Raw genomic sequence first — 22,747 nt, forward strand, 5'->3', positions numbered from 1 at the left:
CGTCAGTGGTGATTGACGAAGGGCACCATGCGCTTCCAGACCGAGGCGAAGTGCGGCCAGTTCGGGTCCTTCAGGTACGGATGGTTCGGGAAGTTCAGCTTCAGGACCTCCCGGGCCTGCGCGGCCAGTTTGTCGCGGCCCAGGCTCTTGTAGCTGCGCGACAGGATCGCCAGTGCGTCGCCGGCTTCCGGCGCGCGCTGATAGTGTTCGATCACGTACTTGGCGCGATGCGCCGAAGCCACGTACATCTTGTGCTTCAGGTAGAAGGTGGCCACGTTGATCTCGAACTGAGCCAGGCCGTTGCGCAGGAAGATCATGCGCTGGCGTGCGTCGGCGGCGTACTTGCTGCCGGGGAAGCGGCGGGTCAGCTGGCTGAAGTCGTCGAAGGCCTGCAGGCGGTAGCCCTGGTCGCGGCGCGACTGGTCCTGCTCGACGAAGCGCTCGACGATGCCGGTGGTGCGGTTGAAGTTGATCAGACCGCGCAGGTAGTAGGCATAGTCGATATGCTTGTGCGTCGGGAAGGTCTTGATGAAGCGGTTGATGGTCGAGTACGCATCATCCGGCTTGTTGTCCTTGTACTGCGCGTAGGCCAGGTCGACCTGCGACTGCTCGTTGTACTTGCCCGAGGGAAAGCGCGCGATCAGACGCTTGTAGGCCTTCTCGGCGGCGGCGTAGTCGCCTTTCTCCAGCGAGGTGTGGGCGTTCTGGTAGAGCGCGCCGACCGGCATGGTATTGATGTCCGCCTTGTGGCGAAACATCGAACAGGACGCCACGGACAGAACCAGGACGAGAATGCAAAATTGCTTGAAGAAAACGCGCATAGAGGGCAGTCGAGTGCTTGAGCGAAGGGCCATGATAGCGGAAACCGGACGTTCGCCGGTGGCGGCGGCATGAGTGCGGTCCAGCATCGCGCGCAGGTTCCCCTGGACGAGGCGGGTCGGCGTTTGGACCAGGCGCTGGCGGCAATGTTCCCGCAGTATTCGCGCTCCCGCCTCAGCAGTTGGGTGCGCGAGGGCGCCGTGACCGTGGATGGTGCCGTGGTGGCGCCGAAACAGCGCCTGCAGGGCGGCGAGTGGGTGCAGATCGACGCCCGGCTCGAAGACGAGGTGCCGCTGGCGCCGCAGGCCATCGCGCTGGACATCCGTCATGAGGACGACGACCTGCTGGTGCTGAACAAGCCGGCTGGTCTGGTGGTGCATCCCGGCGCGGGCAATGCCGACGGCACGCTGCAGAACGCGCTGTTGCATCACTACGCGCGCCTTGCCGAGCTGCCGCGTGCCGGCATTGTGCATCGCCTGGACAAGGACACGTCCGGCCTGATGGTGGTGGCCAAGACGCTGCCTGCGCACACCGCGCTCGTCGCCATGCTGTCGCGGCACGACGTGCAGCGCCAGTACGCCGCCGTCGTGCGTGGCGCGCTGGTGGCCGGCGGCACGGTCGACGCGCCGCTGGGCCGTCACCCCGTCGACCGCCTGCGGCAGGCGGTGCGCAACGAGGACACCGGAAAACGCGCGGTGACGCACTATCGCCTGCGCGAACGCTACCGCGCGCACAGCCTGATCCAGTGCAACCTGGAAACCGGCCGCACGCATCAGATTCGCGTGCACATGGCCCACGTGCAGCATCCGCTGGTCGGCGATCCGCTCTATGGCGGTCACCTGCACCTGCCCAAGGGCGCGAGCGAGCATCTGGTCGAGACGCTGCGCGGATTCCGCCGCCAGGCGCTGCATGCCGAACGGCTGGCCTTCGTGCACCCGATCCGGGAGGTGGAGATGGCCTTCGAGGCGGATGCGCCCGAGGACATGCAGAACCTGATTGCCGCCTTGCGCGAGGATGCAGCGCAGGCGTGAAGCATTTTCTGCGCGCGTCCACGACCGGGTATGCTGATGCGCTTTCTATGATGGATTGAAGCGCACTCCTCGCATGCACGATTCCTGGATCATTCCCGATTGGCCCGCGCCCGCCACGGTGCGCGCGGCAGTGAGCACCCGAATCGGTCCCGGTCTGTCGCAACCGCCGTACGACCGCTTCAATCTGGGGCTGCGCAGTGGCGATGACGTCGAGGTGGTGCGCAGCAACCGGCGTGCGCTGGTGCAGGCATTGGGACTTCCCTCGGCACCACGCTGGTTGCAGCAGGTGCACGGCACTACGGTGGCCGAACTCGGACCGCTGGCCGTTGCGGACGAACCGAAGGCCGACGCTGCCGTGTCGCGCGTGCCGGGCACGGTACTGGCGATTCTCACCGCGGACTGCCTCCCGGTTCTGCTGTGCAGCGACGATGGCGGCGAGATCGGTGCTGCGCATGCCGGCTGGCGCGGGCTCGCCGAAGGTGTTCTTGAAGCCGTCGTGCAGTCCATGACCGTGCGCCCGGAACGTCTGCTGGCCTGGTTGGGACCCTGCATCGGTCCGCAGAGCTACGAGATCGATACCCCCGTGCGCGATGCCTTCGTTTCCGTCGACGCACAGGCCGAGGCGGCGTTTCGTCCGACCCGAGCGGGGCACTGGCACTGCGATCTCGCTCTGCTGGCCCGGCAGCGATTGCGCCGACTCGGTGTGACGCGGGTGCATGGTGGCGGTTTCGACACGTACAGCGACGAGCGCCTGTATTCCTATCGCCGCGAAGGGGCGGCCAGCGGCCGTTTCGCCAGCCTGATCTGGACCCGGCGCGCGGTGTGACTTGAAGCCCGTCCGGGCGACCGCATTTCGTTATGCAGAGAGGCGGCGCGGCCGTCCACCATCTTTGCAGGAGAGATCCCGAAATGCGCATGGACAAACTGACCTCGCGTTTTCAGCAGGCGCTGGCCGATGCCCAGTCGCTTGCCGTGGGACGCGACCACAACATGCTCGAGCCCGTGCACGTGATGACCGCCTTGCTAGACCAGCAGGGCGGTTCCACCACGCCGCTGCTGTCGCAGGCCGGCGTCAACGTGCCGCTGCTGCGCGAGCGTCTGGGCGAGATGCTCAATGGCCTGCCGCAGGTCAGCGGGCAGGCCGGCGAACTCAATGTCGGCAACGCGCTGAACCGCGTGCTCAACCTCACGGACAAGCTGGCCCAGCAGCGCGGCGACCAGTTCATCGCCAGCGAGCTGTTCGTGCTGGCGGCGCTGGAGTCCGGCGGCGAGCTGAGCAAGGCGCTCAAGGCCGCCGGTGCCGACAAGGCGCGTATCAATGCCGCCATCGACAAGATCCGCGGTGGCGAGAAAGTCGCCAGTGAGAACGCCGAGGACCAGCGCCAGGCGCTGGAGAAATACACCATCGATCTCACCTCGCGCGCCGAGTCCGGCAAGCTGGACCCGGTGATCGGCCGCGACGAGGAGATCCGCCGCGTGGTCCAGGTGCTGCAGCGGCGCACCAAGAACAACCCGGTTCTGATCGGCGAACCCGGCGTGGGCAAGACCGCCATCGTCGAGGGGCTGGCCCAGCGCATCATCAAGGACGAGGTCCCCGAGGGCCTGCGCGGCAAGCGTGTGCTGAGTCTGGACATGGGCGCGCTGATCGCCGGCGCGAAGTTCCGCGGCGAGTTCGAGGAGCGTCTGAAGGCCGTGCTCAGTGATCTGGCCAAGAATGAAGGCCAGATCATCCTGTTCATCGACGAGCTGCACACCATGGTCGGTGCCGGCAAGGCCGATGGTGCGATGGACGCCGGCAACATGCTCAAGCCGGCGCTGGCTCGCGGCGAGCTGCACTGCATTGGCGCCACCACGCTGGACGAGTACCGCCAGTACATCGAGAAGGACGCCGCGCTGGAGCGCCGCTTCCAGAAGGTGTTCGTGGGCGAGCCGACGGTGGAGGACACCATCGCGATCCTGCGCGGCCTGAAGGAGCGCTATGCGGTCCATCACGGCGTGGAGATCACCGACCCGGCCATCGTCGCCGCAGCCACGTTGTCCAACCGCTACATCACCGACCGTCAGCTGCCGGACAAGGCCATTGACCTGATGGATGAGGCCGCCTCGCGCATCCGCATGGAGATCGATTCCAAGCCGGAGGAGCTGGACCGCCTGGAGCGTCGCCTGACGCAGCTGAAGATCCAGCGCGAGATGCTGAAGAAGGAGACCGACGACGCCTCCAAGCAGCGTCTGGCCGACCTGGAAGCGGACATCGACAAGCTGGAGCGCGAGTTCTCCGATCTCAACGAGATCTGGAAATCCGAAAAGGCCGCGCTGCAGGGCGCGACCAAGGTCAAGGAGCAGATCGAGGCCGCCCGGGTCGAGCTGGAGGCCGCGCAGCGCCACCAGGACTACACCAAGATGAGCGAGATCCAGTACGGCACGCTGCCGGAACTGGAGAAGCAGCTGGCCGCGGCCCAGGCTGCCGAACAGCAGGACTTCAAGCTGGTGCAGGATCGCGTCACCGAGGAGGAGATCGCCGAGGTGGTCAGTCGCTGGACCGGCATCCCGGTGTCGAAGATGCTGGAAGGCGAACGCGAGAAGCTGCTGAAGATGGAACAGGCGCTGCACGAGCGCGTGGTCGGTCAGGACGAAGCCGTGACCGCCGTGTCCGATGCCATCCGCCGCGCGCGCGCCGGCCTGTCCGATCCCCATCGTCCGTACGGTTCGTTCCTGTTCCTCGGCCCGACCGGTGTGGGCAAGACCGAGCTGTGCAAGGCGCTGGCCGGTTTCCTGTTCGACACCCAGGAAGCGATGATCCGCATCGACATGAGCGAGTTCATGGAGAAGCACTCCGTGGCTCGCCTGATCGGCGCGCCGCCGGGCTACGTCGGTTACGAGGAAGGCGGCTATCTGACCGAAGCGGTACGCCGGCGTCCGTACAGCGTGATCCTGATGGACGAGGTGGAGAAGGCGCATCCGGACGTCTTCAACATTCTGCTGCAGGTGCTCGACGACGGTCGCCTGACCGATGGGCAGGGCCGTACGGTGGACTTCCGCAACACCGTCATCGTGATGACCTCCAATCTGGGTAGCCAGATGATCCAGGAGATCGACGGCGAAGGCGAGGAGAGCTACACCAAGATGAAGGCCGCGGTGATGGGCGTGGTGCAGGGTCACTTCCGGCCCGAGTTCATCAACCGTCTGGACGAGATCGTGGTGTTCCGCCCGTTGGAGAAGGCGCAGATCCGCGCCATCGCCAAGATCCAGCTGCAGCAGCTGGAGAAACGGCTGGAGGAGCGTCAGCTGAAGCTGTCCATCGGTGACAAGGCGCTGGACTTGCTGGCCAACGTCGGTTTCGACCCGGTGTACGGCGCACGGCCGCTCAAGCGGGCCATCCAGCAGCAGTTGGAGAACCCGCTGGCGCAGAAGATCCTGCGCGGCGATTTCGCGCCCGGCGACACCATCTTCGTCGAGGCCGAAGGCGGCCATCTGGTCTTCAGCGCCGGCGGCTGACGGCATCGGTACGAGGAGAACGAAAAGGCCGCGGTGCATGCCGCGGCCTTTTTCGTGGTGCGTCGCTTCAGCCGAACAGCTTGCCCAGCCCGTGCGGCGCGCAGCGCAGGTACTGTGGAGGTGCATGCGCCGTCGCGCCCAGTTCGGCCGCGGCATGCCAGGGCCAGCGCGGGTCGTACAGAATGCCGCGCGCCAGCGCCACGGCGTCGGCCTTGCCTTCGGCGACGATGGCTTCGGCCTGCGCGGCCTCGGTGATCTGGCCCACGGCGATGACCGGCATGGCCACTTCGGCCTTGATCGCCGCGGCGAACGGTACCTGGTAGCCGGGCCCGACCTCGATCTGCTGGCGTGGGTCCAGGCCGCCGCTGGAGACATGGATGAACTGGCAGCCGCGGGCGTCCAGCGCCCGGGCCAGTTCGATACTCTGGGCCAGATCCCAGCCGCCCTCGACCCAGTCGCTGGCGGAGATGCGGATGCCTACGCTCATGCGATCGGACACCGCAGCGCGCACGGCGTCGAAGACCTGCAGGGTCAGTCGCATGCGGTTTTCCAGGCTGCCGCCGAAGTCATCGTCGCGGTCATTGCTCAGCGGCGACAGGAACTGGTGCAGCAGGTAGCCGTGGGCGGCGTGGATCTCGATCAGGTCCAGGCCCAGTCGGTCCGCGCGCCGCGCCGCGTCCGCGAAGGCCTGCACAACGTCGTCGATGTCCGTCTGTGTCATCGCGCGCGGTGCGGGATCGCCATCGTGGAAGGGGCGGTCCGAGGCGCTGACGACCTGCCAGCCTCGGACGTCGTCGGGCGCGATTGCGGCGCCGCCGTCCCAGGGCACATGCGTGGAGGCCTTGCGGCCGGCGTGCGCAAGCTGGATGCCGAGTGCGGTCGGTGCGTGCTGGCGCAGCGCGCCGACGACCTTGCGCAGCGCCTGCTCGTTGCTGTCGCTGTACAGGCCCAGGTCGGCCCAGGTGATACGACCGCGCGCCTCGACGGCCGAGGCCTCGAAGATCAGCAGCCCAGCGCCGGAAAGCGCCAGATTGCCCAGATGCATCATGTGCCAGTCGGTAGCGCTGCCGTCTTCGGCCGAGTACTGGCACATGGGGGCGACGACGATGCGGTTGGCCAGTTCGAGCGGGCCGAGTTCGAGCGGTGAGAACAGATGGCTCACGTGAGATTCCTTGTGGGGCGGGGAAGGGTTTTCCTGCTGTGTGGGCGAAGGGCGTCGCATGCAAGCGGAACTCAGCGTTCGTCCTGGTGCATGGTGGTCGCCTCGGCTTCCGTTTCCGCGTCCACCACTGGATGCATTTCCATCGCCGTCGGAGTGGTGCGCAGCATCGGCACGAAGGCCGATGCATCGGTCTGTTCGCGTTCGAACGTGAGCAGCCGGAACGCGACGTAGCCTGCGGTGCCGCCCATGCACAGCACCACCCAGCCGAACAGCCATGCGGTGCCCAGCGATCCCATCAGCAGACCGGCCAGCAGCGGTCCCGCGGCGGAACCGACCCCGTTCACCAGCAGCACGCTGGTACTGGCCGGAAGCAGTTCCTCGGCGGGAACGTGATCGAGCAGGTGAGCGACCACGATGGGATACACCGCGAACGCCATGCCGCCGAAGACGAACAGCAGCACGTTCGCGGTGATGGGAAATCCGGCCAGCATCGGCAGCAGCGCGGCGGCGATCGCGCCCAGCGCGCTGACCACGATCAGCATGATGCGGCGGTCATGGCGGTCCGACAGCCGGCCCATCGGCCATTGCAGCGCCGCGCCGCCGAGAATGAACACGCTCATCCAGGTGCCGATGCCGGCAGCGCCGAGTCCGGTCGAGGCGGCGTAGACCGGCGCCAGGCCCCACATCGCGCCCATGGTCAGACCCGACAGCAGCGCGCCGATGCCGGCGCTCGGAGCAAGCTGGAACAGACGGCGTGTACGCAAGCGCGGCATCGGCTGCACCTCGGGCTGGCGCATGCGCGTGGCCAGGACCGGAAGCGTCGAGGCACACACCAGCAGGGCGACAAGCACGAACAGCACCGCGCTCTGCGACGGACGGAATTGCAGAAACTGCTGCGCCAGCGCCAGCGAGCCCAGATTCACCACCATGTAGGTCGCGAACACGCTGCTGCGCTGCTGCGGCTCGGCCTGACTGTTCAGCCAGCTCTCGATAACGGTGTACAGCCCAACCACGACTACACCGATGGCGAAGCGCAGCAGTAGCCAGATCAGCGGTTGCGTGGTCAGTGAAAGCAGCAGGACCAGGCACGCGAAGCCAGCGGCGCAGAACGCGAACGCCCGGATATGGCCCATGCGCCGCACCAGTGCGGAAATGATGAAGGTGCCGGCGAGAAACCCGGCGAAGTAGGCCGATGTCATGGCGCCGAGCAGGCCGCTGGAGAATCCCAGTGTGCCGCCCAGCACGGGAATCAAGGTGTTCAGCAGGCCGTTGCCCAGCAGTAGCAGGGCAACGCCGGTCAGCAGCGAGGCAAGCTGTCGAGCCGTGCGGAGCATGAAAAATCCTTCGTGGAATCGTGATCGGTTGGGTCAGGCTGGTGCAGGAACGGCGGTGCCCGGACTGTCTCCGGTCTCGGCGACCGCGTCCAGGAAACCCTGTCCCCAGCGGCCCAGATCGTGATGCTCGACGATATCGAACAGACCCTGCAAGCGGCTGCCGGCTTCCTTGGCGTCCATGCGGATCGCGCGCAGGCAGACTTCGGCCATATCGTCGATATCGTGGGGGTTGGTCAGCAGCGCGCCCTTCAGTTCGGCGGCGGCGCCGGCGAACTCCGACAGCACCAGCACACCGGCATGCGGATGGCCGACGATGCCCTGCACGGCCACGTATTCCTTCGCCACCAGATTCAGGCCGTCGCGCAGCGGCGTGATCCACATGACGTCGGCGACGCCGTAGTAGGACAGCAGTTCCTCGAACGGCAGCGCGCGGAAGAAGAATTGCACCGGTGTCCAGCCCAGTTTCGAGAAGCGGCCGTTGATGCGTCCGACGGCCTGCTCGATCTGCGTCTGCAGCTGCCGGTAGACGGTCATCTCCTTGGCCGCCGGCACGCATACGCAGAACAGCGTGATTTCGCCGACCAGGTCGGGATTGCGTTCCAACATGCGCTCGTAAGCTTGCAGCTTCTGTAGCGTACCCTTGGTGTAGTCCAGGCGTTCGACGGACAGGATCAACTTGCGGCCGTCCAGTTCGCTGCTGAGATGGCGGCGGCGCTGGCGCGAGTCGTCCGCGTCCAGCAGCCGGCGCACGCGGTCGACGTCCAGGCCGACCGGGTGCGCGCCCAGATGCACGCGACGGCGGCCGACGTCGATGATGCGGCTGACGCGATCCAGTCCGGCGGCGCAGCCATAGGTGAGGAAGCGCGGCGCGCAGTTTTCGCGCTTGATGACTTTCACCGGCGCCACGCCGCGCACCACGTCGACGAAGTTTTCGACCTGGCGCGGAATGTGGAAGCCGACGTAGTCGCACTGCAGCAGGCTGCCGATGATGTCGCGCCGCCACGGCACCACGTTGAACACATCCGCGGAAGGGAAATGCGTGTGATGGAAGAAGGCGATGCGCACGTCCGGCCGCAGTTCACGCAGGTAGGCCGGCACCATCCACAGGTTGTAGTCGTGGATCCACACCGTGGCGCCGGAGGCGGCCTCGGCGGCGGTGCGCTCGGCGAAGGCGCGGTTGACGCGGCAGAATACGCGCCAGTGCTTTTCGCGGAAACGCGCACGCTCCCAGAAGGTGTGTAACAGCGGCCAGAAGGCTTCCTTGGAGAAGGACTTGTAGAAGATGTCGACGTCCTTCTTGGTCAGCGGCACGCGCGCCGCAGTGAGGTCCGGGTAGCGCTTGGCGTCGACCGCGGTGTGCACCTCGAAATCCTCGCCCGACTTCGGATCATGGGTGGACCAGGCGATCCACGACCCCTTGCGTCCGCCAGCGAAGAACGAGAGCAGGGTGGGGATGATGCCGTTGGGCGACTTCGGCCGCCGCCGGTGCACCTGGCCGTCCTCGACGACTTCCTCGTAGGGCAGGCGATGGTAGACCATCACCAGCTCGGCCTTGCCGGTGTCGGGCACGATGTCTTCGGCATCCAGGTGCTCGGCGTCCAGCAGTTCGAAATGCGCCAGTGCCTCGAGGATGCCGCCGCAGCCGGGTTTCTCGGCATGCAGGGTCTGATCGGTGTTCGCGGTGGCTTCGAGCAGACCAGGTTCGGATCGGCCCACGCAGACACCGGCGAAGCCCTTGCCGTACATCGAGTGATCGTTGAGCGTATCGCCGGCGACCAGCACGCGTTCCTGGGGAATGCCGAGGTGATCGATCAGTCCGCGCAGGGTCGCGCCCTTGTTCACGCCGAACGGCAGGACGTCGAGATACCGTTCGGCCGAATGCAGCAGTTCGCAGCCCAGTTCGCGCACCTGCTGTTCGAGCTTGTCGCTGATGGCGTCGCTGGAGCAGTAATACGAAACGCGGCGTTCCTGTGGCACGTCCTGGCGGATCAGGCCTTCGTGCTCACCGATGTGTCGCACCACGGCCTGTTCGCCCGGCCAGCGTGCGGCGATGCGGCCCTGCAGCGGTTCCACGGCGTGGATGTCGTGGCCGTCGACCACGGTCGCGCCGACGTCGCAGATGATGTAGTCCGGATGCGGCAGCGTGGGATCGGCCAGCAGCGGCAGCACGGCTTCCAGTCCGCGTCCGGTGACGTAGACCAGCAGCATGTCCTCGCGTCGACTGATCAGCTGGTACAGCCGCAGACGCTGCTCCGGCGAGCCGGCCAGGAAGGTGCCGTCCAGATCGGTGGCCAGCAGGCAGCGCACGTCCTCGTGCGAAGTGGCAGGTTCGGGGGGCTGTTCGCTTCGTGCAGTCGGGTTCACGCGGACTCCTCGTCGATGCGGCGAGCTTCGCGGAACCGTGGGCCGGATTGTGGTGCGGTGGCGGTCGTGCGACCGGCAGCGTGCACTGCATGGCGTGAGCCGCTGACTGGCGCGGCGCCGTTCGCGACGTGAACGGGCATCGCGCAACCACCTCCGGGCCGTTGTCGGCTAGCCGCGAAGTGTGCGGTATGCGCAGTGACGGTTTTCATCCTAGCAGGTTCGCTGTGCGCGGCGATGAATCGATCATGCATAAAAGGCATGAAGTGTCCCGGCGTTTGGACGCCCATCATTTGGACGTCCAAAAAAAAGGCCCCGCGGGTGCGGGGCCGAAAAGTTGGAGCAGGTTTGCGGTGTATTACCAGTCGTACGCCACACTTCCGTAGTAGTACGCGCCGCTGAAGCCGTACGGCGAAGTCAGCGGGTAGGTCAGGATGCCGTGGTAGTTGTTGTTGGCATCGTTCTTTTCCGGATACACGTTGGTGACGTTGTTGCCGCCCAGCGTGAAGGTCCAGCCCGACTGTGCGTAGCTGACGGAGAGGTCCAGCAGCACCTTGGCGCTGAAGGTCTGGTCCGAGCTGGCGCTGCTGCCGCGCGAGGTCCAGGTGCCGTAGCGCGTGGCCTGGGAGTGGAAGGTCCAGTGGTTCACGGACCAGTCGGCGCCGACGAAGGTCTTGGTGCGCGGCGTGCCCACAGTGATGCGGCCCTGTTCCTGGCGATCGATGATCGGCAGGGTCAGGCCGGCCAGACCGAGCTGAGGCGGATTGTTCGCGATCTTGCGGATGTCGGTCTTGTTGTAGTTCATGCCGCCGGTGAATTTCACCGTCGAGCCGCTCTGCAGGTACCACGGATAGGTCGCCACCAGGTCGGCGCCGCGGGTGCGGGTGTCGACGGCGTTGGTGAAGAAGCGACCGCCGCCGACATCGGTGAAGCCGGCCGACATCAGATAGGTCTGCACCGCGCTGCCGGTCAGGTTGCCCGACAGGATGATGCGGTTGTCGATGTCGATCTGATAGGCGTCCAAGGTGGCGTACAGGCCGTTGGCCGGGGTGAACACCAGGCCGAAGCTGTAGTTGTGCGACTTCTCCGGCTTCAGCGGCTGCGCGCCCAGCGCCTGCGCGGCCGGGTCGTCGACCGGGAAGGTGCGGATCTGCACCGGCACCAGGCCGCTGCCCGTGTTGACGAAGTTCGTCGCGGTGCTGGAGTAGTACTCCTGCTGCAACGACGGTGCGCGGAAGCCGGTCGACACCGTGGCGCGCGCGGCTACGGTGTCGTTGAATGCGTAGCGACCGGAGGCCTTCCACGAGGTGGTGCCGCCGAAGTCGCTGTAGTGCTCGTTGCGCACGGCCAGGCCAGCGCTGAACTTGTTGGTCAGGTCGCTTTCCAGATCCAGGTAGATGGAACGATTGTGACGCGAATGCGAACCGGCGTCGTTCGGCGTGTAGCCGGAGAACACCTGGCCGCCGCAGCTCGGGTAGCCGCTGGCGCCGAGCACCGGACCGCAGGCGTAGGAGGCACCGTCACCCTGCTTGATCTCGAACTTCTCGTGGCGGTACTCCAGACCCCAGGCCACGGTCACCGGCGCGTCCATGCCCGGGAAGTGCACGTCACGGCTGAAGTCGGCGTTGAGCAGATTCTCGCGGTTGGTCAGCGTGCCGATCTGGAACACGGTCGGCGAGTTCGCGCCGAGCGAGTAGTTCCAGGTGTTGCTGGTGTGCATCTTCCAGTGGTTGCCGCCGGTGTTGTAGCTGACGTCGTAGTTCCAGCCGGCGACCTTGCCGCGCACGCCGAGTACCTCGGAGTCGTCGCGGATGGCGCTGTTCTCGACCGGCAGGTAGCCGCCCGGATACTGCGCCACGGCATTCGGATACTGCGAGGCGTAGGTCGACAGCGAACGGAAGAAGCCCTGTGAGGACACATTGCGCTTGTTGAACAGGCTGAAGGCATACAGCTGCGCGTTCGGCGTCAGGTCGTACTGCAGGTTGATCGCGGCCTGCTTGGCCTTGGTCTGCGGCAGGCCGTAGTGGAAGGTGACGGTGTTGTAGGTCGGGTCGGCGGGGTAGCGCGGATCGGGACCGGCGCGGTTGGTCGGGTCCTGGTGCATGTAGTTCGCGCTCAGGTGCACCCAGCCGCCGTCGCCCAGCTTGAAGCCGCCGTCGGCGCCGCCGTGCCAGGTATCGCCGTCGCCGGTGTCGTACTGGCCGCCAGTGATGCTGGCCGAGCCGTGCTTGGCGCCGCCCTTCAAGATCACGTTGATGACGCCGGCAATGGCGTCGGAACCGTACTGCGCCGCCGCGCCGTCACGCAGCACTTCGATGTGATCGATGGCGTTGATCGGAATCGCGTTGAGATCGACCGGAGAGGAACCGCGACCCAGCGAACCGTTGGTGTTCAGTACAGCGGTGGAATGCTGGCGCTTGCCGTTGATGAGCACCAGCGTCTGGTCCGGACTCAGTCCGCGCAGCTGCGCCGGCTGGGTGGCGTCGGTGGCGTCGGTCACGGACGGTTGCGGGAAGTTTAGCGACGGCAGCAGGGTACGCAGCGCGCTGGCGAGGTTGGTGGCGCCGGTATTCTTCAGGTCCTGCGGCGACAGCACGTCGATCGGTGCCATCGAGTCGGCCTCGGTGCGGTCGAAACTGCGCGTGCCGGTGACGACCACCGTCTGCAGTTCGGTCGCCTTCTTGTTCTTTGCGTTGTCGGTATTCGTGGATTGCGCGTGTGCTGTGGACATCAGCGCAGCTGCGATGCACCCGGCCAGCAGGCTGCGGGTCAGTGTTCTGGACAAAGGCATTGTCGTACTCCCCATAACTCGGAAAAACGAATTTCGCGCAGAGGGTGCTTCAGAGCCTCCGCGCCAGGTATGGACATCCGTTTCTGCTTCGAACCTAGGCGCACTGTTATAAAAATGTCAACGAATATTTCCTCATGGTGTGGTTTTAATGCGCGGTCGTGCACAGCTTCTCCGCGTTGCTCCGGTTTGCCGCAGGCGCGATAATCGCGCGTCTGTGCACTCTGCGCCGATGACGGCGGGGTGCTGGGAATTCCGTGAGAGCGATACTTCCGATGCCGATCTATGCGTTTCAATGTCAGGCCTGCGGCCACGCCTTCGACCGCTTGCAGAAACTGTCCGATGCCGATCCCGAGACCTGTCCGGTTTGCGGCGAACCGAAAGTGCAGCGGCAGGTCACTGCGCCGTCGTTCCGGTTGGCCGGCAGCGGCTGGTACGAGACCGACTTCAAGAAGGACGGCGACACCAAGCGCAATCTGGCGGACAAGGGCGACAAGCCCGCTTCCGCAGATGCGCCGGCCGCCAAACCGGCAGAGAAACCCGCAAGTCCAGCGCCTTCCGCGGACTGAACAGTCGGGCTTGAATACGCAGGGGATCGCGGCCGTTGCGACAAGGTGACGAAGGCGAATGCCCGTGGCAGGCAGGCTCAGCGTCCCTGGGTGTGCCAGATCGTCGTGCCCAGCGTGCGGCCGGCGGGAGGATGACCCGTGGCGAGCCGCGAGCACGTCGATCCGGGTGGTGATCAGAGAAGCGGTGGCGATGACTGCATAGTCGAGTGCACCGGACAGACCATGTTCCCGGTGCGCGATCTGATTTTTTCCAGCGGAACATGCATCAATGGACGATGCAAATCGCTACAGGTCCATACGACAAAGGTGCTGCTTCGAGACGCAAAGGCATGAGCCGTTCGTGCAGGGAGCGTTCCGCCGGCGACTCCCGGTGATAAGGTCCGGGAAGGCTTTGCTGCGAGAACGACGTCGACAGCGAAGCGGCCCGTATCCGGTTCGGATACGGAGGTACTTCATCCGTGATCGGAGGCGGTCATGAACATATCCATCTCCACGCTGTATGCGCTCGCCACGAGCGTGCTGTCCGGGGTCATGCTGTTCGGGTCGGTCCCGGTTCAGGCACAGACGCGCCAGACCGACACTGTCTACTGTGCCAGTAACAGCAACAAGTACCAGGAGTGCGCCATGCCGTGGCGGGATGCGCGACTGGTGCGGCAGGAGTCCAAGTCCGCATGCGTTCGCGGTCGGAGCTGGGGCGTCAATCGTCACGGAATCTGGGTGAAGAACGGCTGCCGCGGGCGCTTTGCCGCGGCGGGTCGAGCGCACCGCTACGGACACAGCGACTGGCGGCACGCAACGCATCATGGCGAACACCGTCGCGGATACGGTCGGGATCGAGAAATCCGTCTGCAGTGCGACAGCAACAAGAAGCGCTACCAGATGTGCCGTGTGGACGTGGGTCGTCGCGGCTACGTGCGGCTGGTTCATCAGATGTCCGATGCGCGCTGCACCAAGGGCTACAGCTGGGGCTACAACCGCGCAGGCGTGTGGGTCAGCCACGGCTGTCGGGCCAAGTTCGTCGTTCATCGGCGCTGGTGAGGCGTTCGGCGCGTCGATCGCCAAGGAGGGTGCCGGACCGTCCCGAATGGCGGCGATCCCGGCCGATGCGCCGGCGATGGTAGAATTCCGGGTCTTTTTCATCTGCACCGCCGCTCAGCGGCCCGGAGTTCCAAGCGCATGCGCACGCATTACTGCGGCCTCATCGACGAGGCGCTGATCGACCAGACCATCACTCTTTGCGGCTGGGTGGACGGCCGTCGCGATCACGGCGGCGTGGTGTTCCTGGATCTGCGCGATCATGAGGGCATCGTGCAGGTCGTGGTCGACCCGGATACCGAGGCGGCCTTCGCCACCGCGGTCGAGGTCGGCTATGAGTTCTGTCTGCGCGTGAAGGGCAAGGTGCGTGCGCGCGTGTCGTTCAACGACAAGATGAAGACGGGCCGCGTGGAAGTGTTGGCCAGCGAGGTCGAGGTGCTGAACGCGGCGCGCGATCTGCCGTTCGCGCTGCACGAGAACCCCAACGAGGACATGCGCCTGACCTACCGCTATCTGGACCTTCGCCGTCCGGAGATGCAGCGCATGATGCGCACGCGCATCCGTCTGGTGCAGGCGCTGCGCCGCCGTCTGGATGCGGCCGGTTTCCAGGACATCGAGACGCCGATCCTGACCAAGGCCACGCCCGAGGGCGCGCGCGACTACCTGGTGCCCAGCCGTGTGCACGAAGGCGAGTTCTACGCGCTGCCGCAGTCGCCGCAGCTGTTCAAGCAGATCCTGATGATGGCCGGCTTCGACCGCTACTACCAGATCGCGCGCTGCTTCCGCGACGAGGATCTGCGCGCCGACCGCCAACCGGAATTCACCCAGCTCGACATGGAGTTCGCCTTCGTCGAAGAAGCCGACGTGCAGGACTACGTCGAGAATCTGATCCGCGAGGTGTTCGACGAGGTCGTCGAGGCGCAGCTGGAAGCGCCGTTCCCGCGCATGACCTGGCACGAGGCGATGCGTCGCTTCGGCTCGGACAAGCCGGACCTGCGCATCGCGCTGGAGCTGGTCGATGTCGCCGAGGCGGTCAAGCATGTCGAGTTCAAGGTCTTCGCCGGCCCGGCCAACGATCCGAACGGTCGTGTCGTCGCACTGCGCGTGCCCGGCGGCGCGGAGCTGTCGCGCAAGCAGATCGACGAGCTGGCCGCGCACGCCGCCAAGCACGGCGCCAAGGGCCTGGCGTGGATGAAGGTCGACAACGCCCAGGGCGGTCTGGAGGGCGTCAGTTCGCCGGTGGCCAAGTTCCTCGACGAGAAGGCGCTGTCCGGCATCCTCGAAGCCACGCAGGCGGCCGATGGCGACCTGCTGCTGTTCGGCGCCGGTCCGTGGGGCACGGTCAGTGAGTTCATGGGCGCGCTGCGGCTGAAGGTCGGCAAGGACCGAGGTCTGGTCGAGAATAGCTGGAAGCCGCTGTGGGTCACCGATTTCCCGATGTTCGAGCACGACGAGGAGGCCGGTCGTTTTGTAGCGCTGCACCATCCGTTCACCGCGCCGAAGGCCGACGACGTCGCCATGCTCAAGGCCGATCCGCACAACGCCGTCAGCCGCGGTTACGACATGGTGCTCAATGGCGCCGAGATCGGCGGTGGCTCGATCCGTATCCATCGCCCGGACATGCAGAGCGCGGTGTTCGAGCTGCTCGGCATCGGCGAGCAAGAGGCCGAGGCCAAGTTCGGCTTCCTGCTCAAGGCGCTGAAGCTTGGCGCGCCACCGCATGGCGGCATCGCCTTCGGCATCGACCGCATCGCTGCGTTGATGGCCGGCACGGAATCGATCCGCGACGTGATTGCCTTCCCCAAGACCACCAGTGCGCAGGATCTGATGACCGCCGCCCCGTCGCCGGTATCCGTGGCGCAGCTCGACGAGCTGCACGTTCAGGTCGCGCCGAGCGCTTCGGACGACTGACGCGCGGCCGGCGCCGGCGCTGCTCGGATGAGTGCGACATCCTGCCGGCGTTTTTCGCCGTCAGGTACGCGTTCACGTAAACCCTACGTTTGACGCAGTAAGCTGCGGGCTGTTTTCACCGAGCCACTGAACCCTCGCATGTCCGACCACCTCATACTGCTGCATGGACTGTGGATGCGCGGCATCGCGCTCCTCATGCTCCGGCGACGCTTCGAAAGCGAGGGTTTCGAGGTCGACGTGTTCGACTATCTCAGCGTGGCCGCGCCGCTGGAACGCACGCTGGAGCGTTTGCGCAAGCAGCTGCGCGAGACACCCGGCACGGTGCATGTGGTCGGCCACAGTCTCGGCGGTCTGGTCGCGCTGCGCGCCTGCCGCGGACAGGACGACCTGCCGCCCGGCCGCATTGTCTGCATGGGGTCGCCGCTCAACGGCAGCGCCTCGGCGCAGCGGTTGGCCGAGGCCGGCGGCGCCTGGATGCTGGGACACAGCAAGGAACTGCTCGAACACGGCCTGCAGCGCTGGGACGGCAAGCGCGAGGTCGGCGTGATTGCCGGTTCCAAGCCGGTCGGCCTGGGCGCAGCGCTGGGTTCGCTGGAGGGCGACCACGACGGCAGCGTCGCGGTCAGCGAAACGCGCTTGCCGGGCATCCGCGACCACTGCGTGGTGACGGCCAGCCACAGCGGCCTGATTTTCTCCGCCGAAGCGGCGGCCCAGGCCGTGCGCTTTCTGCGTCAGGGACGGTTCGAGCATGCGCACGACAAGGCGGGTGTCGAAACGGTTTCATGATCGCCCCGTGCCTGCATTAGAATTGCGTCTTTCGATTTCTTGACGGAAGCAGCACATGGCCGGACATTCCAAATGGGCCAACATCCAGCACCGCAAGGGCAAGCAGGACGCCGCGCGCGGCAAGGTGTTCACCAAGCTGGTGCGTGAAATCACCGTGGCCGCGCGTATGGGCGGCGGCGACCCGGATGCCAATCCGCGCCTGCGGCTGGCCGTGGACAAGGCGGTGGCCGTGTCCATGCCCAAGGACAACATCGAGCGCGCCATCAAGAAGGCCACCGGCGAGCTGGAAGGCGTCGAGTACGAGGAGATCCGCTACGAGGGCTACGCGCCGCACGGCGTGGCGGTGCTGGTCGAATGCATGACCGACAACCGCAACCGCACCGTGGCCGAAGTGCGTCACGCGTTTTCCAAGTTTGGCGGCAACCTGGGCACGGAAGGTTCCGTGGCCTACATGTTCAAGCGCCTCGGCGTGCTGTCGTTCGCACCCGGCGCGGACGAGGACAAGATCACCGAGATCGCGATCGAGGCCGGTGCCGAGGACGTGACGACCTTCGACGACGGCGCGCTGGAAGTGCTGACCGATGCGGACAATTTCCAGGCGGTCAAGGACGCCATGGTCGCCGCCGGTCTGGAACCCGACGATGCCGAGATCACCCAGCGCGCCGATGTCGAGGTGGCGCTGGAAGGCGAGGACGCCCAGACCGTCGCCAAGCTGCTGGATTTCCTCGAGGATCTGGACGACAGCCAGAATGTCTATTCCAACGCCGATCTGCCGGCCGAAGCGTATGCGTAAGCGCGCGCTTCGCCGCGGATGGACGGGGATCGCGGTCGCTTCGTGACCGCATCCACCACAACGACGCCGCCGGCGGCGCCCGCCGCCGTGCGTATCCTGGGCATCGATCCCGGCAGTCAGCGCACCGGCGTCGGCATCATCGATGTCGATGCCAAGGGGCGCAGCGTGCATGTGTTCCATGAAACGCTGACGGTGCTGGGCGAGGGCGGATTTCCGCAGCGCCTGAAACGCATCTACGACGGACTGTGTGCCATCATCGCCGAGCACCGGCCCGGCGAAGTGGCCATCGAGCGCGTGTTCATGGCGCGCAATGCCGATTCGGCACTGAAGCTGGGACAGGCGCGCGGCGCGGCGATCTGTGCTGCGGTCAGTCAGGGGATGAGTGTGCACGAATATGCCGCTTCGGAAGTGAAACAGGCCGTGGTTGGCGGCGGCCGCGCGGACAAGACACAGGTGCAACACATGGTGAGTGTGCTCTTGGGCCTGAAAGGCCCGATCCAGGCCGATGCCGGCGACGCGCTGGCAATCGCTTTGACGCATGCGCACACCCGCGCCAGCACGGCGCGCGTGGGCATTCCGCGCAGCGCCTGGAGACGACGTCGATGATCGGGCGGCTGCGCGGCATTCTGGTATCCAAGCAACCGCCGTGGCTGCTAGTGGACGTGGGCGGCGTCGGCTACGACGTCGAGGCGCCGATGTCGACCATCTACGACCTGCCGGCCACCGGCAAGGAAGTCACGCTGCTGACGCATCATGCGGTGAAGGACGACAGCGTGGTGCTGTACGGCTTTCTGCACACCTCCGAGCGCGAGCTGTTCCGCAGCCTGCTGAAGGTCAGCGGCATCGGCGCGAAGATCGCGCTGGCGGTGCTGTCGGGCGTGTCCGCGGATCAATTCGCGCGTCTGGTGCAGGCCGGCGACGTGACCGCACTGACCAAGATTCCCGGCATCGGCAAGAAGACCGCCGAGCGCATGATCGTGGAGTTGCGCGATCGCGTGGACGGCCTGGCCGCGACCGGCGCGACCCGCATCGGCGGCAGCGCACCGGCGCCGCAGGACGCCCAGTCCGAAGCCGTCATCGCCCTGCAGCAGCTCGGCTACAAGCCGGCCGAAGCCACGCGCCTGGCGCAGAAGGCCGCCGCCGAAGGCGACGACGCCGAAACCATCATTCGCAAGGCATTGCGCGCCGCCCTCGGCGGCTGAGCAACGGAAACGACATGAGCGAACAGACGCAGCAACCCCTTCCGCCGTCCGGCGAGCAGCTTCACGGCAGCCTTCCGGCGCTGGTGCTCGGCGCCATCGGCGTAGTGTTCGGCGACATCGGCACCAGTCCGCTGTACACGATGCAGGAAGTGTTCCTGCCCGAGTACGGCCTCAAGCCCATGCACAGCACGGTGCTGGGCGTGCTGTCGCTGGTCACCTGGGGACTCATCACCGTGGTGGCCGTGAAGTATGTCAGCCTGGTGATGCGTGCGGACAACCGCGGCGAGGGCGGCATCATGGCCCTGATGACCATGGCTCAGCGCGCGGTCGGCACCGGGTCGGTGCGCATGCGCCGCATCGTCATGCTGATGGCGTTGCTGGGCGCGGCGCTGTTCTTCGGCGACGGCGTCATCACGCCGTCGATCTCGGTGCTTTCCGCCGTGGAAGGCCTGGAAGTCGTGGCGCCGCATCTGGAGCACTGGGTGGTGCCGCTCGCGGTGGTGGTGCTGCTGGGCCTGTTCTGGTTGCAGCGGCATGGCACGGCGAAAGTGGGCGCGCTGTTCGGCCCGATCTGTGTGCTGTGGTTTTCCTCGCTGGCTGTGATCGGCGTGTGGAACATCATTCAGGCGCCGGAAGTGATCTGGGCTCTTGATCCACGCAATGCCATCCACTTTTTCCAGGCACATGGCGTGGCCGCTTTTATCGCTCTCGGTGCGGTGGTGCTGTGCGTGACCGGCGCCGAGGCGCTGTACACCGACATGGGGCATTTCGGCCGCAAACCGATCCGCCTGGCCTGGTTCTTCTTCGTGATGCCGGCGCTGCTGCTGAACTACTACGGTCAGGGCGGCCTGCTGCTGCATCATCCCGAGGCGATCAGCAATCCGTTCTATCACGCGGTGCCGGACTGGGCGCGCTACCCGATGATCGGTTTGGCTACCGCGGCGGCGGTGATCGCCTCGCAGGCGGTGATCTCGGGCGCGTTCTCGGTGACGCGTCAGGCGATCCAGCTCGGCTTCGTGCCGCGCATGCAGGTGGTGCATACCTCGCCGGACGCCATCGGCCACATCTTCCTGCCGTGGGTGAATCGCCTGCTGATGGTGGCGGTGATCCTGACCGTGGTGGCGTTCGGTTCGTCGAAGGCGCTGGGCGGCGCGTACGGTATTGCCGTGACCGGCACGATGGCCATCGACACCATCCTGGTCATGATGGTGGCCAAGCGACTGTGGAACTGGAGCTGGCTGGTCGTGCTGCCCGTTGGTCTGGCGCTGCTGACCGTGGATCTGGCGTTCTTCGGCGCCAATACGCTGAAGATCCCCGACGGCGGCTGGTTCCCGTTGGTCATGGGTCTGTTCCTGTTCACCATCATGACGACCTGGCGCCGCGGCCGCGAGCTGGTGGTGCGCGAGATCAAGCAGGGCGGCCTGGCGCTGCAGCCGTTCATTGAGAACATCGCCGAACATCCGCCGACCCGCGTGCCGGGCACGGCGATCTTCCTGACCGCCAACCAGAGTTCGGTGCCGCATGCGCTGCTGCACAACCTCAAGCACAACAAGGTGCTGCACGAGCGCAACGTGCTGTTGACGGCGGAGACCCTGGAGACCCCGGTCGCCGACGCCGACGAACGCATCGAGATCACCGCACTGGGCGGCGACTTCTTCCTGTTGACCCTGCGCTTCGGTTTCGCCGAGGACCCGGACATTCCGCAGGCGCTGGCGCTGTGCGGTCAGCGCGGTCTCGACTTCGACATGATGGACACCACGTTCTTCCTGTCGCGCGAGACCATCGTTGCCGACACTCGCCGTCCGGGCATGGCACTGTGGCGCGACAAGCTGTTCGCGTTCCTGTCGCGCAATGCGCTGCCGGCCACGGCGTTCTTCCAGATTCCGGGCAACCGCCTGATCGAGCTGGGCGCGCAGGTGGAGATCTGAGGCAAGGCTTGCGGTACGTTTGGTGTGCGGAGCGGGGTGCCGGGCTTGGGCAGGGCTTGCGGCGAGTTTGGTGCGGAGCGGGACCGGTTTTTGCGGCGAGCTTGAATCGTGCGGGGTACCGGGTTCACTTATGGGCACGATATCCCTACACGTAGGCGACGTAGCGTGGCCCATAAGTGAACCCGGTACCCTGGCAAGCTCCGGCATGACGGCAAGTCTTGTCCTGGCAAGCTCTGGCGTTCCGGCAGGCCGTGCACGGCAAGCGCGCTCGTTCCCCTGATCCCACGCGCATCGTCCATAATGGCGGCATGACCGACACCCGCGTACTCGCCAACGATGCCACGCTCGAAGATGATGCCATCGAGGCCTCGATCCGTCCGCAGCGGCTGGACGACTATCTTGGCCAGAAGCCCGTCCGCGAGCAGCTGGCGATCTACATCGAGGCCGCACGGCGACGCCAGGAAGCGCTCGACCATGTGCTGATCTTCGGTCCTCCGGGTCTGGGCAAGACCACGCTGTCGCACGTGATCGCCAACGAACTGGGCGTCAACGTGCGCTCGACCTCGGGTCCGGTGCTGGAGCGCGCCGGCGATCTGGCCGCGCTGCTGACCAATCTGGAGCGCGGCGACGTGCTCTTTGTCGACGAGATCCACCGCCTCTCGCCCGTGGTCGAGGAAGTGCTGTACCCGGCGATGGAGGATTTCCAGATCGACATCATGATCGGCGAGGGCCCGGCCGCGCGCTCGATCAAGCTGGACCTGCCGCCGTTCACGCTAATCGGCGCCACCACCCGCGCCGGCCTGCTGACCGGTCCGCTGCGCGATCGCTTCGGCATCATCCAGCGGCTGGAGTTCTACAATGCCGAGGAACTGCTGGCCATCGTGCGGCGTTCGGCGCGCATTCTGGATATCGAGTGCGACGTCGAGGGCGCGCGTGAGATCGCCAGACGGGCGCGGGGCACGCCGCGCATCGCCAACCGCCTGCTGCGCCGCGTGCGCGATTTCGCGCAGGTGCGCAGCGGTGGCGTCATCACCCATGAGGCCGCCAGCGCGGCGATGGACATGCTGCGCGTCGATGCCGAGGGCTTCGACGATCTCGACCGCCGCCTGCTGCGCATGATCATCGAGAATTTCGACGGCGGTCCGGTCGGCGTCGAGTCGCTGGCTGCCGCGCTCAGCGAGGATCGCGGCACGCTGGAGGATGTGGTCGAGCCGTATCTGATCCAGCAGGGATTCCTGGTGCGCACCGCACGCGGCCGCATGGCCAGCGCGCGCGCCTGGCGGCATCTTGGCCTGCAGCCCCCGCCGACGGCCTCGCATGCGACCGATCTGTTCGATGGAGATGGGGGCTGACGCAAAGGAGGGGGGCCGGGGTCGGGGCTTGCCGGGAGGTTGGTGCTTGCCAGGGTGCAAGGCTTGCCGAAACGCTCAATCTTGCTGGGTAGAAGGCTTGCCGAAACGCCCAGACTTGCCAGGGTACCGGGTTCACTTATGGGCTCAGCCACGCTGCCTACATGCAAAGATCTCGTGCCCA

17 protein-coding genes are annotated in these 22,747 nt (G+C 66.0%); 12 read left to right on the top strand and 5 right to left on the bottom strand.

Annotation, left to right across the window (positions count from 1 at the left end):
• Positions 1–2: 2 nt before the first annotated feature.
• Complete coding sequence (locus HF690_RS11385) at positions 3–854, bottom strand: outer membrane protein assembly factor BamD (protein ID WP_338042910.1); 852 nt, start codon at positions 852–854, stop codon at positions 3–5.
• A 36-nt stretch (positions 855–890) separates the two neighbouring features.
• Between HF690_RS11385 and rluD the strand changes: the two genes are divergently transcribed.
• From rluD to clpB, 3 genes are all read left to right on the top strand, one after another.
• Positions 891–1,850 (top strand): 23S rRNA pseudouridine(1911/1915/1917) synthase RluD, encoded by a 960-nt coding sequence (gene rluD, locus HF690_RS11390; protein WP_168609522.1) that lies wholly within the window; start codon positions 891–893, stop codon positions 1,848–1,850.
• Positions 1,851–1,923: 73 nt separating this feature from the next.
• The gene (pgeF, locus tag HF690_RS11395) at positions 1,924–2,676 is read left to right on the top strand and encodes a peptidoglycan editing factor PgeF (protein ID WP_168609523.1); all 753 of its coding nucleotides are present in this window, start codon (positions 1,924–1,926) and stop codon (positions 2,674–2,676) included.
• Positions 2,677–2,759: 83 nt separating this feature from the next.
• Positions 2,760–5,345, top strand: coding sequence for an ATP-dependent chaperone ClpB (clpB, locus tag HF690_RS11400; protein ID WP_193568471.1), 2,586 nt, complete (start codon positions 2,760–2,762; stop codon positions 5,343–5,345).
• A 67-nt stretch (positions 5,346–5,412) separates the two neighbouring features.
• Here clpB and HF690_RS11405 read toward each other — a convergent pair whose 3' ends face one another.
• The 4 genes from HF690_RS11405 to HF690_RS11420 all read right to left on the bottom strand — a co-directional run bounded on the left by HF690_RS11405 (position 5,413) and on the right by HF690_RS11420 (position 13,008).
• Positions 5,413–6,507 (bottom strand): NADH:flavin oxidoreductase/NADH oxidase, encoded by a 1,095-nt coding sequence (locus HF690_RS11405; RefSeq protein WP_425495909.1) that lies wholly within the window; start codon positions 6,505–6,507, stop codon positions 5,413–5,415.
• Between the two features lie 71 nt (positions 6,508–6,578).
• Positions 6,579–7,841: an MFS transporter gene (locus tag HF690_RS11410; RefSeq protein ID WP_168609526.1), complete on the bottom strand. Its 1,263-nt coding sequence runs from the start codon at positions 7,839–7,841 to the stop codon at positions 6,579–6,581.
• A gap of 33 nt (positions 7,842–7,874) precedes the next feature.
• On the bottom strand, positions 7,875–10,205 hold the full coding sequence (gene ggpS / locus HF690_RS11415) for a glucosylglycerol-phosphate synthase (RefSeq protein ID WP_168609527.1): 2,331 nt from the start codon (positions 10,203–10,205) through the stop codon (positions 7,875–7,877).
• 355 nt (positions 10,206–10,560) lie between these two features.
• The gene (locus HF690_RS11420; protein ID WP_425495910.1) at positions 10,561–13,008 is read right to left on the bottom strand and encodes a TonB-dependent receptor plug domain-containing protein; all 2,448 of its coding nucleotides are present in this window, start codon (positions 13,006–13,008) and stop codon (positions 10,561–10,563) included.
• A gap of 257 nt (positions 13,009–13,265) precedes the next feature.
• Between HF690_RS11420 and HF690_RS11425 the strand changes: the two genes are divergently transcribed.
• The 9 genes from HF690_RS11425 (at position 13,266) to ruvB (ending at position 22,566) form a co-directional block, all read left to right on the top strand.
• Entirely contained in the window at positions 13,266–13,559 is a 294-nt protein-coding gene (locus HF690_RS11425; protein WP_168609658.1) for an FmdB family zinc ribbon protein, read from the top strand.
• 474 nt (positions 13,560–14,033) lie between these two features.
• Entirely contained in the window at positions 14,034–14,597 is a 564-nt protein-coding gene (locus HF690_RS11430; protein WP_168609528.1) for a DUF3011 domain-containing protein, read from the top strand.
• A gap of 138 nt (positions 14,598–14,735) precedes the next feature.
• Positions 14,736–16,505 (top strand): aspartate--tRNA ligase, encoded by a 1,770-nt coding sequence (aspS, locus tag HF690_RS11435; RefSeq protein WP_168609529.1) that lies wholly within the window; start codon positions 14,736–14,738, stop codon positions 16,503–16,505.
• 138 nt (positions 16,506–16,643) lie between these two features.
• Complete coding sequence (locus tag HF690_RS11440; RefSeq protein WP_168609530.1) at positions 16,644–17,291, top strand: alpha/beta fold hydrolase; 648 nt, start codon at positions 16,644–16,646, stop codon at positions 17,289–17,291.
• Between the two features lie 55 nt (positions 17,292–17,346).
• Positions 17,347–18,084: a YebC/PmpR family DNA-binding transcriptional regulator gene (locus HF690_RS11445; RefSeq protein WP_168609531.1), complete on the top strand. Its 738-nt coding sequence runs from the start codon at positions 17,347–17,349 to the stop codon at positions 18,082–18,084.
• 87 nt (positions 18,085–18,171) lie between these two features.
• On the top strand, positions 18,172–18,690 hold the full coding sequence (gene ruvC / locus HF690_RS11450) for a crossover junction endodeoxyribonuclease RuvC (RefSeq protein ID WP_113064011.1): 519 nt from the start codon (positions 18,172–18,174) through the stop codon (positions 18,688–18,690).
• The gene (ruvA, locus tag HF690_RS11455) at positions 18,687–19,286 is read left to right on the top strand and encodes a Holliday junction branch migration protein RuvA (protein ID WP_168609532.1); all 600 of its coding nucleotides are present in this window, start codon (positions 18,687–18,689) and stop codon (positions 19,284–19,286) included. The genes ruvC and ruvA overlap by 4 nt, the downstream gene beginning before the upstream one ends.
• 14 nt (positions 19,287–19,300) lie before the next feature.
• Positions 19,301–21,214, top strand: coding sequence for a potassium transporter Kup (locus HF690_RS11460; protein ID WP_168609533.1), 1,914 nt, complete (start codon positions 19,301–19,303; stop codon positions 21,212–21,214).
• A 308-nt stretch (positions 21,215–21,522) separates the two neighbouring features.
• The gene (gene ruvB, locus HF690_RS11465; RefSeq protein ID WP_113063690.1) at positions 21,523–22,566 is read left to right on the top strand and encodes a Holliday junction branch migration DNA helicase RuvB; all 1,044 of its coding nucleotides are present in this window, start codon (positions 21,523–21,525) and stop codon (positions 22,564–22,566) included.
• Positions 22,567–22,747: the final 181 nt, after the last annotated feature.

The organism is Oleiagrimonas citrea (genome assembly GCF_012395255.1).
In the GTDB taxonomy this organism is placed as follows: Bacteria; Pseudomonadota; Gammaproteobacteria; order Xanthomonadales; family Rhodanobacteraceae; genus Oleiagrimonas; species Oleiagrimonas citrea.